Below are 15713 nucleotides of genomic sequence, written 5' to 3' on the forward strand. Positions count from 1 at the left end.
CAAGGTTTCCACCCCACTCCGTTAATCTTTCGTCGCGAAGAGATGCTCGATCTCGTTTTTCTGCGGTCGCTGCATCAACTTTTTGACTTCTTCTTCGGGTGTATGTCCGTCAAACAGGACATGATAAAGCGCGGACGTAATCGGCAATTCACATTGCTTCGTTTCCGCTAAATCATATGCCGCTTGTGTCGCTCGGACACCTTCGACGACCATTCCCATGTTCTCAAGCACCGTTTCTAATTTCTCACCCCGACCAATCGCATTCCCCGCGCGCCAGTTCCGGCTATGGACAGATGTACAGGTGACGATCAAATCACCCATTCCTGTCAAACCGGTGAACGTCATCGGATTTGCACCGAGCAACGTACCAAGTCGTGCTATTTCAACCATACCACGCGTGATGAGCGCCGCTTTGGCATTGTCTCCGTATCCGAGACCATCCGTCATGCCAGCAGCAAGTGCGATGATGTTTTTGAGTGCTCCACCAAGCTCTGCTCCAATGATGTCGGCATTCAGATAGACACGGAAATTCTCATTCGTAAACAGTTCCTGGACACGACCGGCTTCCTCTAAATCATCAGAAGCTACGGTTACCGTCGTCGGTTTTCGCAAAGCGACTTCCTCCGCGTGCGAAGGACCTGTTAAGACACAAACGGCTTTTCGTTTCGCAGGATCGATTTCTGCTTCGATCAATTCGGATAAACGCAGATGTGTCTTCGGTTCAATCCCTTTTGAAGCGTGAATCAACACGACAGGATCCGTCAGCAACGCATTCAGTTGACGTGAGACGGTCCGAATCGCAGAAGACGGCGTGACGATTAGAATGTGCGTCGCCCCAGTGACCGCTTCTTTTAAATCCGTCGTCGCTTTTAACGATTGTGGCAATACGACACCCGGCAAGAACTGCGCATTTTCATGATGTCGATTGATTCGGTCGACGTTCGTTTGTTCACGACCGTAAAGAATGACTTCTTGATCATTATCAGCTAAGACGAGCGAGAGGGCGGTTCCCCAACTTCCCGCTCCGATGACTGCGATTTTGGTCATACTGCTTCACCCCGTTATTGTTTTTGACGAGCCAGAATCCGGATCGGTGTACCTGTAAAATCAAATGCCTCACGGATTCGGTTTTCAAGATAGCGTTTATATGAGAAGTGCAATAATTCAGGATCATTGACGAACAAGACGAACGTTGGTGGACGTGATGCCACTTGTGTTGCATAGTTGATCCGCAGACGAACCCCTTTATCCGTCGGTGCCGGGTTCATTGCAACCGCATCGACGATGACATCGTTCAAGACGCTTGTCTGAATCCGTTGTGCATGGCTGTGCGCTGCTTGTTGAATGACCGGTAACAACGTCTGCAAACGTCGTTTCGTTTTTGCTGAAACGAAGACGATCGGCGCATAGTCGAGGAATCGGAATTCTTCGCGAATCTCTTCTTGCATTTTTTTCATCGTCTTATCATCTTTTTCGACAGCATCCCACTTGTTGACGACGATGACGATTGCACGACCTGCTTCATGGGCATAACCAGCAACTTTTTTATCCTGCTCGATGATACCTTCTTCCCCGTCAAGTACAACACAGACGACGTCTGCCCGCTCGATTGCCTTTTGAGCACGCATGACACTAAAGCGCTCGGTTGATTCATAGACTTTCCCGCGTTTTCGCATCCCTGCCGTATCGATGATGACGTATTCTTGCTCATCTCGCGTAAACGGTGTATCAATCGCATCACGCGTTGTACCGGCGATGTTTGAGACGATGACGCGTTCTTCACCAAGAATCGAGTTCGTCATACTTGATTTACCAACATTCGGGCGACCGATCAAGGCAAACTTAATCGTGCCTTCGTCATATTCCAACTCTTCTTTATCTGGTGCGAGTTCAAGGACACGGTCAAGTAAGTCACCGAGACCAAGACCATGCGTACCCGAAATCGGGAACAAGTCTCCGAATCCAAGAGAGTAGAATTCATACATCAGATCACGCATTTCAAAATTATCCACTTTATTGACAGCGACGACGACCGGTTTGTTCGAACGGAACAACATGTTCGCGACTTCCTCATCCGCTGCTGTGATTCCTTCGCGTCCGTTCACCATGAAAATGATGACGTCCGCTTCATCAATGGCGAGCTCCGCCTGATGACGCATCATTTGAAGTAGGGGCTCATCCCCGACTTCGATTCCACCTGTATCAATCAAATGAAAATGACGATTCAGCCATTCTCCAGTTCCGTAAATACGGTCGCGGGTAACGCCTGGCTTGTCTTCTACGATTGAAACCCGATCTCCAATCACCCGGTTAAAAATCGTCGACTTTCCGATATTTGGGCGACCTACGATCGCCACGACTGGAATTGCCATCCCAACACCTTCTTTCTCTTCTCTCGCTTCATAGCCGTTCTATTGTATCAAATCAAACCCTTATATACCATAACAAACGACATATAAAAAGCGGACACGCTTGTGTCCGCTTTGTGTCCATGCTTATTCTTTCGTCTCGGAATCGTCTTCCGTCAAGTCAGCGACAGAAAATCCTTCTGAGCGATCCGTGTAATCCGAGTAGTCTTCAGCAGATCCTTCTTCCTCTTCTAACACACGCGTCGAGAGTGAAATCTTATGCTCATCAAGACGTACTTCGAGTACTTTTGCTTCGATTTCTTGTCCTTCTTCAAGTACTTCTGAAGGAGAACCGATGTGGCGATTCGCAATTTGCGAGATGTGCAACAGTCCTTCGACTTGTGGTGCGAGTTCGATGAAGGCACCGAATTGAACGAGACGACGAACACGTCCTTTGACGATATCGCCAGCTTCGATTTTCCCTTCCATCTGTTGCCATGGACCCGGTTGTGTTTCCTTGATCGATAGCTTGACCTTTTCCGTATCCCGATCGACGCCAAGTACTTTGACCTCGACTTGTTGACCTTCTGTGACGATATCTGACGGACGCTCGACACGGTGATGTGCCATCTCCGAGATATGAACGAGTCCATCGACGCCACCGATATCAACAAAAGCACCGAAGTCTGTCAACCGCTGGACCGTTCCTTCAAGGACTTGACCGACTTCTAGATTCTCAAGTGTCTCTTTTTTCTTCGCATTCAGTTCACCTTCGACGACTGCTTTATGCGATAGGATGACACGGTTCTTTTCTTGATCGAGTTCGACGACCTTGACGTCGATCGAGCGACCGATATAGTCCGAGAAATCCTCGACATAATGACGCTCGACGAGTGACGCTGGAATGAATCCGCGAACACCGATGTCAACGACGAGTCCACCTTTGACGATGTCTTTGACGACGACGTCAAAGATTTCACCTGATTTGTACTTCTCTTCGACTTGTTCCCACGCTTTCAGGGCATCGATTTCTCGTTTTGAGACAACGACCTCTTCATCCGTGATTTTCTTGACCTTCACTTGTAGTTCATCTCCGACGTTCAGCACGCCGCGAATATCATCGAGATGAAGACTCGATACTTCGCTAATCGGTAAGATGGCTTCTGTTTTATATCCGATATCAATGAGTGCTTGCTTGTCTTCAATTTTCACGACCATTCCGGTAACTACCTGGTCCCGATGAATTTCAAAATCAGGCATATCTTTCATTTCTTCGACCATTCCAACACAACCTCCTCACGATGAGTACAAGAAACGCTCTGACACCTGCTAAAGCGTTTATCCTGCTTCTAACTTCTTACAATTCTGACTATTTGTCAAGGTATTAAGCGTGATTGAAGTAGACGGATTTGATTTCGTCCATGATTCGGTCAGAAATCGCTTTAGCAGCGCCGCGCTGGTCCCGTAAATCCGAAATATCGACCGGTTTTCCGATTGCGACGTGCATCCGTTTAAACGGACGATACGGACCGATGATGGCAACCGGTAAGATTCGAGCGCTCGATCGTAAGGCGAAGAACCCGACGCCTGGTTGCGCGGACGTGAACTCACCAGGAGCAGACCGTGTGCCTTCTGGAAAAATCCCGACCGTCTCATCTGTATTCAACAGTTCGATCGTCCGCTTCAAGGCTTGACGATCCCCTTGACCGCGTCCGACAGGATAGGTTCCTGCCGCAATCATCAACTGCTTCAAGGCAGGCACCTTGAACAGTTCCTCTTTTGCCATGTATCGAACGGAACGTTTCGGCGGGATCGCACTGACGAGAAAAACGGGATCCCAGTTCGAACTGTGATTGGCACAGACGAGTAAGGAACCGTCTTTCGGAATGTTTTCCTGACCCGTCACCTTTAATCGGAAGACTGTTTTCGCAATGACCCAGACGGTAAACCGCGCCACTCGGTATACGGTATCTCTACGTTTCATTTTAAGACTCCTTCAGCTAGCTCCATCAAGCGCACGACGACCTCGTCAATCGTCATCTCCGTCGTATCCAGGTATAGCGCATCTTCAGCTTGACGGAGAGGTGATTCCTCACGTTCACTATCTCGTTTGTCCCGCAAGGCAATCTCTTCTTGAAGTATCAGGAGATCACTATCCATCCCCCGTGCCACGTTCTCACGGTGTCTTCGGGCAGCGCGTTCCTCGACTGTCGCCGTCAAGAATACCTTTAGTTCTGCATCAGGCAAAACAACGGTTCCGATATCACGACCGTCCATGACGACCCCGCCTTCTTCTGCTATCTTTCGCTGTGCCGTGACAAGTGCGGCACGCACTTCTTTTTGCCGTGCTACGAAAGAGACGTTATTCGTGATTTCGATTGAACGGATTGCATCCGTCACTTCACGATCACCAATAAAGACAAGTTGCCCGTTTTCGCCTGGTGTTAAACGAATATCAAGCGATTTCATCAATTCACCGAGTGCTTGTCCATCTTCCAAATCAAGCGATCGTTCAATTGCTGCAAGGGTTACTGCTCGATACATCGCGCCTGTGTCGACATACACATAGTCGAGGCGTGCTGCCAATTGTTTGGCGATTGTACTTTTACCGGCACCAGCCGGTCCATCTAATGCAATTTGAATCTTTTTCATCATCAGTTCTGTCCTTCCATCTTCCCTGAATTCGACAGGGATTCATTCTTCCGAACGTTATCATAGCAAAAAAATGCGGTCAGGTGAATGGATTCATGCCCCTCCGTGAACTTTTCATCTGCATTTGATAACAATGACGCAGGACGAGTTCTCGACTGCGGTCTGGAATCATCGTGAACTGAAAGGCCAGTTCGTAGCGTTCTTCTCGTCGGTCGATCCGAACGAGTTCCGCAACGACATCTAGTGTACTCGAGACACCGTCTCCAGTCGGTAAGATGAATGTCATCTCGACTTCTTGATCCTTTTCAACCGGTAGTCGGTCGGATAAGATCATCATTCCTCCAGCAGATAAATCAAGCGTTACCGTCGTAAACGGTTCAAAACGCGTTTTATATGGATGGACCGCAACATCTAACATCTGTGGAACACGAACGAATTGTCGACGTTGAATACGTTCGATTTGATCATCTTGAGGTCGTTTCAAGGCATAACGTTGTCCGCGTAACGGGTCGTTCTGCCGTTCCACGACGACCGTATCAAATCCAAACAGTTTTCCTTTTTCTTTAAAGAAATAAAATGATACTTCTTCGTGATCCGACAAGATGAACGTCTTCAGCGTCGCCACCTCACTTGGCGCTTCGATCCAGATTAGTCGATTCGTCACCGCCGTTACTTTGGAACGTCCTTGCCGATCCTCACTATTTGAAAGCATTACTAAATCCCCGATTTCCATCATGCTGTTTCGCTCCTACTCTCTATTTGATGCCATCCGAATGATGTCTCTTCCGTTTGAACCGGCGATTCAAACGATTGGCACCGCGTACTTGAAATAAGCCAACCGTCCATAAAATGACCATGAAGACGATTGGCAGAAAAGATATACCACCATTTTCCAATATTAACAAATTAAACAGGATATGCGCAAATACCGGAAGAACGATCGATAAGGATAACCACCGGTAAGGATGCGGCGAAAATTTCGCCATCCCCATGAAGAAGCCCATGATTACAGCGAACAAGGCATGACCGGAAACCGGCAATAGCGCACGAAACAGGACATGTTCGACCGTTCCATTCACCATCAGATACAAGATATTCTCAAGCGTCGCAAAACCGAGCGAACACGCTACGGCATAGATGATGCCATCGTAATAATCATTAAATCGTTGGTGGATATAAACGGTATAGAAAACGACGAACCATTTCGCGAACTCTTCTGTAATCGCTGTCCGGACTAAGCGAATCTCCTCAAGCCCACCAAACTCCGTCTGGATGATGTAATCGATGAACATTAATGGAAAGACGAGTAAAATACCGAAAATGAAACTTCGGAGGATATATCCGACGGGTTCCGATTCATGTTCATGGCGCAGATAAAAATAAGTCAGGAGTGCGATGCCTGGGGCAACTCCGGAGAAAACGATTTGTACCACGCTTCCTCTCCCCCTTTCTTCCTCTACATTAGAATAAAGGTTTCTCGGAAAAAAGAAAACGTCCTCGTTGTGTAACGGGCGAAAAAGGTTACAATATGGAGGACTGATTGAATACGACATAGAAAGTGGGTGAAGGTCTTTTGTCTTCTGACACAGACCATTTAGCATGAAATCATTATTATTAATTCATACAGGTGGTACGATTGCGATGGCTCAGGATCATGCCGGTCACGTTCTTCCGAACGACATCAATCCCCTGGATGCTTCATTGCCTCGGGCAACAGATATCGCAAACATCACGACACGTCATTTCGCAAACTTACCTTCTCCGCACATGACGCCTGACATCATGCTTCGGCTGGCGCATTTTATTGAAAGTGAATTGGAAAAAGGTCACTATGACGGTGTCGTCATCACGCACGGCACGGATACGCTTGAAGAAACGGCGTATTTCCTTCATTTGACCGTCGGTGCCCCGGTCCCGATCGTCTTGACAGGTGCGATGCGTTCATCCAACGAAGTCGGCTCCGATGGCGAATTTAATTTGATTACAGCGTTACGTGTCGCCGTAAGCGAGGCAGCACGCGATAAGGGAGTCCTCGTCGTCTTTAATGGTGAGATCCATTCAGCGTTTAACGTCACAAAAACCCATACCTCTTCCGTCGACACGTTCAAGTCCGTTCATTTCGGAAACCTTGGTATGGTGACGAAGGATCACGTCTACTTATTCAACACTCCCCATTTAAAACAGACCCACATGGTCACGACGCTCTCCAAACGGGTCGCGGTCTTAAAGGTCTATGCGGGAATGGAGCCCGACTTGCTTCTTGCTGTCAAGGAACTCGGATATGACGGCTTGATTCTCGAAGTGCTTGGACAGGGGAATGTCCCACCAAGTATCGTAGATGCCATTGCCGAATTGACTGCCATCATGCCGATCGTCATCGTCAGCCGGTGCTTCAACGGTATCGTTCAAGACGTTTACGGTTATACAGGCGGCGGACAGCAGTTAAAAGAACTCGGCGTCATCTTCTCGAATGGACTCAATTCACAAAAAGCACGTCTCAAATTAATGGTCGAACTCGAAATCGACGCCTCTCGAATGGAACTTGAAGAATCCTTCCGCGTCGAATAAATAATAGACAAAAACCTCTTGATCCGAAATCACACATTCCGGATCAAGAGGCTCTTTTACTTACGATTGAATCGATGCTCCCCGCAGGCGCTCCACGAGATGCTGTGCAATTTGCGCTCCATGAAAACGTCCATTTTCAATGAATATTTTATTGGCATCAAACCCCGCTGCCACGACACCCGCAATATAGACACCCGGTACATTTGACTCCATCGTCTCTTCATCATGACTTGGGATACCCGTTTCACGATCAATCGTGACACCGGTATCTGCAAACAAGCCGACGTCTGGTGTATACCCTGTCATGGCGAATACGAAATCTGCCCGAATCGTTCGTTTGTCTCCATTAATCTGATAAACGACGTCTTGTTCCGTGATTTCTTCGACTGTCGCCTCAAAGACCATCTTGACCTTTTCAGAACGAACAAGTGACTCGAAGTTCGGCAGTACCCATGGTTTAATCGACGCACTATAGGCTGGACCACGATAGAGAACGGTCACGCGCGCACCGGCTTTTTCAAGCTCAATGGCAGCATCGACGCTTGAATTTTTTCCGCCGATGACGACGATGTCTTGATCAAAGTAAGGATGTCCTTCCGTAAAGTAATGCGAGACATGAGGCAGGTCCTCACCCGGCACATTCATCGTATTCGGCAATCCGTAGTATCCCGTCGCAAGGACGACGGATCGAGCGGTCCGGACCCGTTTTTTTCCCGCACGTTCCGAATGAACGATGAAGTTGTCTCCGTCGCGTTCAATCTGCCCGACTGTTTCAAACGGACGAATCGTCAGCTGTTTTCGCTTCACGACTTCCCGGTAATACACAAGCGCATCAAGACGGCGTGGTTTTAATTCTTTATTAATAAAAGGAACCCCGCCAATTTCCAGTTTTTCACTACTTGAAAAAAACGTTTGATGCGTCGGATAACGATAAATCGCTTCGACGATGTTTCCCTTTTCAAGCACTTCGACGTCTAGTCCCCGATCCTGCATTTCGATCGCTGCAGATAGACCACACGGTCCTGCACCGATGACGATACAATCTAACATGTAATACGCTCCTCTTCCGGTTGCTTTTTTTATATCTTAGCAAATCTCACCGAGAGACGAAAGAAATTGCAACAGTAAAACGTCCGCTCCTCACTAAACAGGAACGGACGTTACGTATTTCAGCTTAGACCCAACCACGGAATCGAGACGCTTCCGCCATCTTCCGGACACCGACCATATACGCGGCGAGGCGCATATCGACATTACGAGTCAACGCTGTCTGATAGACTTGATTGAACGAATTGACGAGAACTTTTTCGAGTTTCTCGTGGACTTCTTCTTCTGTCCAATAATACCCTTGGTTATTTTGTACCCATTCGAAGTAGGAAACCGTCACGCCACCGCTCGAGGCTAAAACATCCGGGACGATCAGGATGTCACGTTCAGCGAGAATTTTCGTCGCTTCATTCGTGGTCGGACCGTTTGCTGCCTCGACGACGATTGCTGCTTTGATGTCATGCGCATTGTCTTCCGTGATTTGATTCTCGATGGCTGCCGGAACAAGAATATCACATTCGAGTTCAAGTAGTTCCTTGTTTGAAATCGTGTTTTTAAACAAGGTCGTCACCGTTCCGAACGAGTCGCGCCGGTCAAGTAGATATGGAATATCGAGTCCGTTCGGATCGTGAAGTGCCCCGTACGCATCACTGATTGCGATGACTTTCGCACCTAAATCGTACATGAACTTCGATAAAAAGCTACCTGCGTTACCGAATCCTTGGACGACGACGCGTGCCCCTTCAAGTGAGATTCCTTTTTTTGCTGCCGCTTCTCGGATCATGATTGCGACACCTTTCGCCGTCGCTGTCTCACGACCGTGTGAACCACCGAGGACGAGCGGTTTCCCTGTAATGAAACCAGGTGAGTTGAATTCATCGATCCGGCTGTATTCATCCATCATCCACGCCATGATTTGCGAGTTCGTAAAGACATCAGGAGCTGGGATATCTTTCGTCGGTCCGACGATTTGGCTAATCGCACGGACATATCCGCGGCTCAGACGTTCGATTTCACGGAAGCTCATCTCCCGCGGATCGCAAATGATTCCACCTTTCCCACCGCCATAAGGTAAGTCAACGATTCCTGCCTTTAGACTCATCCAGACGGATAACGCTTTAACTTCGACTTCTGTAACGTTCGGGTGGAAACGGATTCCACCTTTCGTCGGTCCTACCGCATCGTTATGTTGCGCACGATATCCTGTGAAGATTTTCGTCGAACCATCATCCATCCGTACCGGAATCCGGACGGTAAGCATCCGGAGTGGTTCTTTAAGTAGTTCATACATTTCGTCCGGATAACCTAGTTTTCCTAGTGCTTCCTTGACGATTTCTTGTGTCGCTTCCAGTACGTTCTTGCGATGATTCGCATGTTGTTGGTCAGTAATCATTCCAACGTTCCTCCCCATAAGTGGCATCCCCTATGCCGTTTCCTTGTTCGGATAAAGTATACTCTTTTATCGAACGTAATGAAAGGGGTTACGCCTATATTTGTAAGCGCTTTCTCACTTCTTTTCCTAGGATATCATTGATTCGTCTGTTTTGTTTGACGATGGCGTTCGATGGCTAGTTCCATGAAGGATTCGACCAGTTCCGGATATTCGATGCCGACTGCACGTGCCCCGTCCGGGAACAAGCTCGTCGCTGTCATCCCTGGTAATGTATTCGTCTCTAAAATGACCGGATTTCCGGATTCCGGAACGAGGAAGTCCGAACGTGAATAACCGGAACAGCCCAGTACTTGGTGCGCTTTGACAGCCCATTCTTGAAGTTTAACCGTTGTCACTTCATCAAATTCAGCAGGACAGATATGTTCCGAACCGCCAACCGCATATTTCGATTCATAATCATAAAAGGCGTTCTTCGGAATGATTTCGATGACCGGCAATGCTTTTTCTGCACCTTTATGACCGATGACCGGAACCGTCACTTCACGTCCTTTGATGAACTCTTCCACGAGAACCGCATCATCAGCTTCGAATGCCTTTGCAATTCCTTCACGCAACATCGTCTCGTCTTGTGCGATCGTCAATCCATTCGATGAACCTTCCTGCGCCGGCTTGACGACACAAGGGAATTGACCATTCCATTCCGCGATTTTTGTTTCGATATCATCCTCGCGCTCTAACAGCACATCACGCGCAATCGAAATACCTGCTTTATCAAAATGGACCTTTGAACGAGCCTTATCCATCGCAAGTGCTGAAGCGAGTACACCTGAGCCTGTATATGGAATATCCGCAAGTTCAAGCAGTGCTTGTACGCGTCCGTCTTCACCAATTTTCCCGTGAAGAGCGATGACAGCCACATCTACATCCAGCTGAAAGAGTTCATGTGCCCGATCAGGATGAAAATCAACAGCAGTGACTTCATGTCCCTTACTGTTCAATGCTTCCATGATCGATTTTCCACTGTTTAATGAAACCTCCCGTTCACCCGAAGTCCCACCATATAAAACTGCCACTTTCATCCTACTTCACTCCTTCTTCTTACGTTCATTGATTATCATACCATCCCGAGGACGTTGAAAAAATACAAAATGGTGCCACTTCCTCCATCAGCAACAAAGAGGCGTCAGGATATCCAGTAATATCCTAACGCCTTCCCGGTTCAAATGTTGAATTGTCCTGCAATCGTACTGACAGCATGTGTTGCTTGAATCGTCTTTCCGTATTCCGCCATGACGAGCGGACTTTTCGGACTAGGCTCACCATATTCCGATAAGATCGTCGTAATGGTACGCTCAAGCGTCTCATTCATCCGCTCTTGGAAATAAAGATAATAGCACCCTTCAAAGAAATACAGACTTCCGCCGGTCTCCGTGTATGCCATATGACGTTGTAGACCGTGACTTGCTTGAATGACGTCTTCGAGCGACTCGAGTGCGTACAGGACATGATGAACGATATCAACCGTCATCCGGATTTCGACTTGATCAAACTCTTCATTCATCTCTTCCGGCAAATCGCCTTCACGGCGTACATCCACGAGCATGCCGTCATTTGGGAAGAACGTGACGAAGAATTCGAGTGTTCCTGCTGCCTGAAAACCAAAATTCGATTCGGCTTCTTCTAATAAATTACGCAATAAAGCTTGTCCCTTTCCGACAGCCAACGTTTCTGGTCGGACGTCGTGAAGCGATAACTCTTGCTTTGTGATAAAGACACGAAGGTGTCCTTGTTTCATGTGTTCAAACCTCATATAGACTCCTCCAGTCAAAACCGGAAACACAGATGTCTCCGTTCGTTATGAACCATACTATACACCAGTTGTCGGAGTGAGTCGACTTAACCAACTTTTCCACGATTGATCGTCTGCACCAAGTAAATGTGGACCATATCGTTCCGGGAGCTGATCGACCGCATAACCACCAAGACCAATCTCAAGATCCGGAAAATCAGAACTCAAGTGTGCTAGTGCTTCATCAAGTAACGGTAAATGATCCGATAACGTGCAAGAAAGAATGACCGCTTTCGGTTGCAACTGATGCGTGACCGTCACTAAATCTTGGACCGGTATTCCGGAACCGAGGAAAATGACATCAAAACCAGACTGGCGCAGATATAGTGTAAAGAAAAGTAGTCCCAGTTCATGTTCTTCTTCTGGTGCACACACGCACACAATTCTCGGTAAAAACGGATTGATTGGCATCTGTAAGGAGAGAGTCGATAAACGAGCACGTAAAAACGCTGTCGCAAAATGTTCGTGCGCGATCGTAATCTCACCAGATTCCCACTTCAATCCGATTTCGTGCAAAAGCGGACCGACGATATCTTGAATGACCTTATCGAAGCTAAACATTGAAAATGCCTTATTCATGATGTCATGGGCATGACGTTCCTCAAAGTTCGTCAAGGCCCGAAACAGTTGATCCCGCAACTCTACACCGTAATCATGCGGTACTTCAGCACGATTGACCGGCATCTCGTAGAGTTGGATTGCCTTTGAGACCGAAAGCCCTTCTTTTTGTTTATCAACGATCCAGCGTAGTTTTGCGACATCATTATCGCTATAAATCCGGTGTCCCGATTCACTTCGATCCGGATCAAGTACCTGATATCTCCGCTCCCAAGCACGAATGGTCGTCGGGTTGAGTCCCACCAACGCAGCAACTGCTTTGATATTATATTTCCCACGATCCATGCATCGTGCCTCCTTCCCCTTCCTTTTTATTATACGCTGAAAGGAAAAAAATCTCCGTTCACAATGTGCCCTTACATCATGAACCCGAAGGAAACGAACGCGATGATGATCGTAATCATAAGTACCGTCAACGTAATCGCCAACGGATTTTTCGTAAAGGGTTGTTTCAATCGTTCATTGCGCACCTGTTCGATACGCGAAGATCGTGGCGGTAGTACCTGCTCTTCTTCTTCCTGATGTAACCGTCGTTGATCTTGTTTACTCACTGTTCATCACCTTTTCCTGATAAAAATAAGGATATTTTCTAGTTTACACCGAATCTGGTGATGAAAAAAAGACTTGTTCTAATCGCTTTTTCCATTCCATTGCTTGCAGCCCCTTGATGACTGTCGGCTGTTCCCACTCGATCGTCCCGCAGACATCACAACATCGTGGTTGTACGATAGGTACTTCATCAAAATGACGTAACAGGACAGACCTGCGACATTCATGTTGCAGAATATAATTCATCATGTGGGTCACTTCCTGCCATTTCACCTGCTTTCGCTCCGACTGCCACTCGATGATCTGTTCTTTTGTCCATCCTCTTTCTAGTTGTGATTTTAGCAGTCGATAAGCGGGATCGTCAGGGTTAAGCCGTAATCGACTTTCCATCTTTGCGTAGGATTCCCCCCGCTCGATCCCTTGTTTCAACTGATCCATCCACAACACGGGAGCATACTGTGTATCGATCAAATAAGTTTGTAGCTGTTCATCTTGAGCAGCGTATAGTAATATCGCAGTCGCGTCATTTCCGTCTCTACCTGCACGACCGACTTCTTGCATGTAGGCTTCAAGCGTCGCCGGCATCGTATAGTGAATGACCGTTCGAACATTTCCTTTATCAACACCCATCCCGAATGCGCTCGTACACACAAGACAATCGATTTCATCTTGAAGAAACTGTTGTTGGATGAGTTGCCGGTCTTCGATCGTCAAACCGGCATGGTAGTAGGTTGCGCCTTCAATGAAACCGGCTAATCGTTCCGCTTCTTTGCGTGTTGTCGTATAGACGACACAGGGACGAATGATACGCGTCATCCATTTTAATAAAGTAGCATCCTTCTCGTTACGCTCCACCCGATCGACGATGTACTGGATTTCCGGTCGATTAACGGATCGACGTACGACTTTGGGATCTGACAGATGAAGCCGCTCTCGGATGTCTTGCTCGACACGTCGGGTTGCCGTGGCTGTCAATGCTAGACAGGTCGGGTTGCCCAGTTCCCGTCTCACTTGACCTAGCTTTGCATACTCCGGTCGAAATTCATGTCCCCACTGCGAAATACAATGCGCCTCGTCCACGACGAACAATGCCACGTTCACCTGCTGTAACCTTCTTCTAATTTGCGGTAATGCCAGCTGTTCCGGTGACAGATAGAGATAACGCACATGCTCAAGCTGAGATAATATCTGTTCTTTCTCTTCCCTCGTCTCGACCGAGGTCAATTTCGCTACGGAACGTTCGCCACGTCTCTTGATTTGCATCACTTGATCTTCAATCAACGACAGCAAGGGAGACAAAATCAATGTCAGACCCTGCGGTTGCATATAGGACGGAAACTGATAACAAACGGATTTCCCTCCTCCTGTCGGTAAAATCGCCAACGTATCCTTCCGCTTTAAGACCGCTTCAACGATTTCCCGTTGTCCCGGACGAAACGTCTCATACCCAAAGTATTGTCTTAATGTGTCTTCCATTCATTCACCTCCCATTTGCTTCGAGCTAACACCAGACGGATTTGAAAATACGATACTTCTGTCTGCATGGCACCCTTGATTTGCTTAAGAGCATATGTTTCAAGCCGATGAGCTATCTCTTGAATCTCGAACTGTTGTGAAGGTGAGACGAATTGCTCAAGCGGAAACGATGATGCGTACATGGCGATTTCAACCAAATGATCCTCCATCGTACTGTGTTTCAGCTGTCTTCTTCTGGCCACGTCTTCGACTGTCCTACCCTGTCTGAGCAACTCCCATGTTTTTTGTGCGGACTGTGTCATTTTCGAGGTACTTAAATCTACACCTAGTTGATGAATGAACGGAAACTGTTTAACATCTCGAATGCACTGCCGCCAAGCCATCCTAAATTCAAATTGGATCGTTTCCTTGTCCACCTCAAATAATTGCGCCAACTGCGGATACGACCATCCTGTCTGTAATCCTGATAGGCGATGACTGATCAGTGTCGCTTCTCGTTTTGAACGGTTCTCAAGTAAACGGGATAACTCTTGGTACATGCATGCTATCCACTCCTTACGGTTTGGAATATGCGCAAGGACCCCTTTCACCCATTCACGGACGACTGTTTCCTGTTGGACTGGAATGAACGGTTGTTTCGCCTCCAGACATACGACCGTTTGAATGAGTAAACTGATTCGTTTCCACATCATTTCCGGATAACCGCGTAACTCTCCTCCAAGCTGATCGATGATCATGTCATCCGTTTGCTGCAGCGCACGTGCGCCCGCTTCCGTTAGCCGGAGTGTCTCTTGACGCTCAATCCATTGTTTAGAAGCAAGGTCCGTCAATACGGACTCGAAACGCTCTTTACTGATCAATACCGTCCCGAATGTCGACTCCAAATCGTAAAAATGCGCATCTTGAAGGGAGGTAGCCGACTTTTTTCCTTGAAAGATATGATACAGACTCCGGTCAGAACGTTCATTCCGAAGACGCCCGATTGCCTCCAGGAAAATACGGTCCAGTATAGTGATTTCCATATGGTACGTCCCCCTTTTGCTTCTAGTAAAATATGCCTTTACATCAGGATCCGCTTATACGCTTCGGGAGAAGACGTTTTAGAGATGTCGTTTGTGGGCATGTGATGATATATACATTTTCTGTTGTCACTTACGCTTCGTCATTGAAATGCAACGAGTAGTCCGATACAATGACATATAGATGAGAACAG

Annotated in this window: 16 protein-coding genes; 1 reads left to right on the top strand and 15 read right to left on the bottom strand. The window is 47.5% G+C overall.

The features are described from left to right. Positions 1 to 21: 21 nt before the first annotated feature. The 7 genes from ACRPK8_RS03495 to prsW all read right to left on the bottom strand — a co-directional run bounded on the left by ACRPK8_RS03495 (position 22) and on the right by prsW (position 6433). The gene (locus ACRPK8_RS03495) at positions 22 to 1047 is read right to left on the bottom strand and encodes an NAD(P)H-dependent glycerol-3-phosphate dehydrogenase (protein ID WP_432236951.1); all 1026 of its coding nucleotides are present in this window, start codon (positions 1045 to 1047) and stop codon (positions 22 to 24) included. 14 nt (positions 1048 to 1061) lie between these two features. Next, entirely contained in the window at positions 1062 to 2372 is a 1311-nt protein-coding gene (gene der / locus ACRPK8_RS03500) for a ribosome biogenesis GTPase Der (protein WP_432236952.1), read from the bottom strand. 123 nt (positions 2373 to 2495) lie between these two features. Next, positions 2496 to 3629 carry a 30S ribosomal protein S1 gene (rpsA, locus tag ACRPK8_RS03505; RefSeq protein ID WP_432236953.1) on the bottom strand — a complete coding sequence of 378 codons (1134 nt, stop codon included), beginning with the start codon at positions 3627 to 3629 and terminating at the stop codon, positions 2496 to 2498. Between the two features lie 103 nt (positions 3630 to 3732). Then, positions 3733 to 4332 carry a lysophospholipid acyltransferase family protein gene (locus tag ACRPK8_RS03510; protein ID WP_432236954.1) on the bottom strand — a complete coding sequence of 200 codons (600 nt, stop codon included), beginning with the start codon at positions 4330 to 4332 and terminating at the stop codon, positions 3733 to 3735. Next, positions 4329 to 5003, bottom strand: coding sequence for a (d)CMP kinase (cmk, locus tag ACRPK8_RS03515; protein WP_432236955.1), 675 nt, complete (start codon positions 5001 to 5003; stop codon positions 4329 to 4331). Before cmk ends, ACRPK8_RS03510 begins: the two co-directional genes overlap by 4 nt. Before the next feature lie 76 nt (positions 5004 to 5079). Continuing rightward, positions 5080 to 5736, bottom strand: a complete 657-nt coding sequence (locus ACRPK8_RS03520; RefSeq protein WP_432236956.1) for a flagellar brake protein — start codon at positions 5734 to 5736, stop codon at positions 5080 to 5082. Positions 5737 to 5755: 19 nt separating this feature from the next. Next, positions 5756 to 6433 carry a glutamic-type intramembrane protease PrsW gene (gene prsW, locus ACRPK8_RS03525; RefSeq protein ID WP_432236957.1) on the bottom strand — a complete coding sequence of 226 codons (678 nt, stop codon included), beginning with the start codon at positions 6431 to 6433 and terminating at the stop codon, positions 5756 to 5758. Positions 6434 to 6599: 166 nt separating this feature from the next. Here prsW and ACRPK8_RS03530 point away from each other — a divergent pair, with 166 nt between their 5' ends. After that, complete coding sequence (locus ACRPK8_RS03530) at positions 6600 to 7568, top strand: asparaginase (RefSeq protein ID WP_432236958.1); 969 nt, start codon at positions 6600 to 6602, stop codon at positions 7566 to 7568. A gap of 60 nt (positions 7569 to 7628) precedes the next feature. Here ACRPK8_RS03530 and ACRPK8_RS03535 read toward each other — a convergent pair whose 3' ends face one another. The 8 genes from ACRPK8_RS03535 to ACRPK8_RS03570 form a co-directional block, all read right to left on the bottom strand. After that, a complete protein-coding gene (locus ACRPK8_RS03535; protein ID WP_432236959.1) occupies positions 7629 to 8618 on the bottom strand; it encodes a YpdA family putative bacillithiol disulfide reductase in 990 nt (329 codons plus the stop codon). A 124-nt stretch (positions 8619 to 8742) separates the two neighbouring features. Then, complete coding sequence (locus ACRPK8_RS03540) at positions 8743 to 10008, bottom strand: Glu/Leu/Phe/Val family dehydrogenase (RefSeq protein ID WP_432236960.1); 1266 nt, start codon at positions 10006 to 10008, stop codon at positions 8743 to 8745. A gap of 134 nt (positions 10009 to 10142) precedes the next feature. After that, on the bottom strand, positions 10143 to 11087 hold the full coding sequence (locus ACRPK8_RS03545; RefSeq protein WP_432236961.1) for a D-alanine--D-alanine ligase: 945 nt from the start codon (positions 11085 to 11087) through the stop codon (positions 10143 to 10145). A 140-nt stretch (positions 11088 to 11227) separates the two neighbouring features. Further along, positions 11228 to 11818, bottom strand: coding sequence for an adaptor protein MecA (locus tag ACRPK8_RS03550; protein ID WP_432236962.1), 591 nt, complete (start codon positions 11816 to 11818; stop codon positions 11228 to 11230). Between the two features lie 57 nt (positions 11819 to 11875). Next, positions 11876 to 12760 (bottom strand): MerR family transcriptional regulator, encoded by an 885-nt coding sequence (locus ACRPK8_RS03555; protein ID WP_432236963.1) that lies wholly within the window; start codon positions 12758 to 12760, stop codon positions 11876 to 11878. Between the two features lie 71 nt (positions 12761 to 12831). Then, on the bottom strand, positions 12832 to 13026 hold the full coding sequence (locus tag ACRPK8_RS03560; protein WP_432236964.1) for a hypothetical protein: 195 nt from the start codon (positions 13024 to 13026) through the stop codon (positions 12832 to 12834). 43 nt (positions 13027 to 13069) lie between these two features. Further along, positions 13070 to 14500, bottom strand: coding sequence for a RecQ family ATP-dependent DNA helicase (locus ACRPK8_RS03565; RefSeq protein ID WP_432236965.1), 1431 nt, complete (start codon positions 14498 to 14500; stop codon positions 13070 to 13072). Beyond that, positions 14485 to 15522, bottom strand: coding sequence for a helix-turn-helix domain-containing protein (locus ACRPK8_RS03570; protein WP_432236966.1), 1038 nt, complete (start codon positions 15520 to 15522; stop codon positions 14485 to 14487). The genes ACRPK8_RS03565 and ACRPK8_RS03570 overlap by 16 nt, the downstream gene beginning before the upstream one ends. Positions 15523 to 15713 lie beyond the last annotated feature (191 nt).

This window comes from Exiguobacterium sp. TDN 0502 (assembly GCF_050846835.1).
GTDB lineage: Bacteria > Bacillota > Bacilli > Exiguobacteriales > Exiguobacteriaceae > Exiguobacterium_A.

Excerpts from the sequence above, each read along its gene's own strand:
- ACRPK8_RS03495 (WP_432236951.1), bottom strand. The coding sequence starts at position 1,047 with ATGACCAAAATCGCAGTCATCGGAGCGGGAAGTTGGGGAACCGCCCTC.
- ACRPK8_RS03570 (WP_432236966.1), bottom strand. The coding sequence starts at position 15,522 with ATGGAAATCACTATACTGGACCGTATTTTCCTGGAGGCAATCGGGCGT.
- ACRPK8_RS03520 (WP_432236956.1), bottom strand. The coding sequence starts at position 5,736 with ATGATGGAAATCGGGGATTTAGTAATGCTTTCAAATAGTGAGGATCGG.
- cmk (WP_432236955.1), bottom strand. The coding sequence starts at position 5,003 with ATGATGAAAAAGATTCAAATTGCATTAGATGGACCGGCTGGTGCCGGT.
- ACRPK8_RS03550 (WP_432236962.1), bottom strand. The coding sequence starts at position 11,818 with ATGAGGTTTGAACACATGAAACAAGGACACCTTCGTGTCTTTATCACA.
- ACRPK8_RS03565 (WP_432236965.1), bottom strand. The coding sequence starts at position 14,500 with ATGGAAGACACATTAAGACAATACTTTGGGTATGAGACGTTTCGTCCG.
- ACRPK8_RS03530 (WP_432236958.1), top strand. The coding sequence starts at position 6,600 with ATGAAATCATTATTATTAATTCATACAGGTGGTACGATTGCGATGGCT.
- ACRPK8_RS03545 (WP_432236961.1), bottom strand. The coding sequence starts at position 11,087 with ATGAAAGTGGCAGTTTTATATGGTGGGACTTCGGGTGAACGGGAGGTT.
- der (WP_432236952.1), bottom strand. The coding sequence starts at position 2,372 with ATGGCAATTCCAGTCGTGGCGATCGTAGGTCGCCCAAATATCGGAAAG.
- ACRPK8_RS03540 (WP_432236960.1), bottom strand. The coding sequence starts at position 10,008 with ATGATTACTGACCAACAACATGCGAATCATCGCAAGAACGTACTGGAA.
- rpsA (WP_432236953.1), bottom strand. The coding sequence starts at position 3,629 with ATGGTCGAAGAAATGAAAGATATGCCTGATTTTGAAATTCATCGGGAC.
- ACRPK8_RS03510 (WP_432236954.1), bottom strand. The coding sequence starts at position 4,332 with ATGAAACGTAGAGATACCGTATACCGAGTGGCGCGGTTTACCGTCTGG.
- ACRPK8_RS03535 (WP_432236959.1), bottom strand. The coding sequence starts at position 8,618 with ATGTTAGATTGTATCGTCATCGGTGCAGGACCGTGTGGTCTATCTGCA.
- ACRPK8_RS03555 (WP_432236963.1), bottom strand. The coding sequence starts at position 12,760 with ATGGATCGTGGGAAATATAATATCAAAGCAGTTGCTGCGTTGGTGGGA.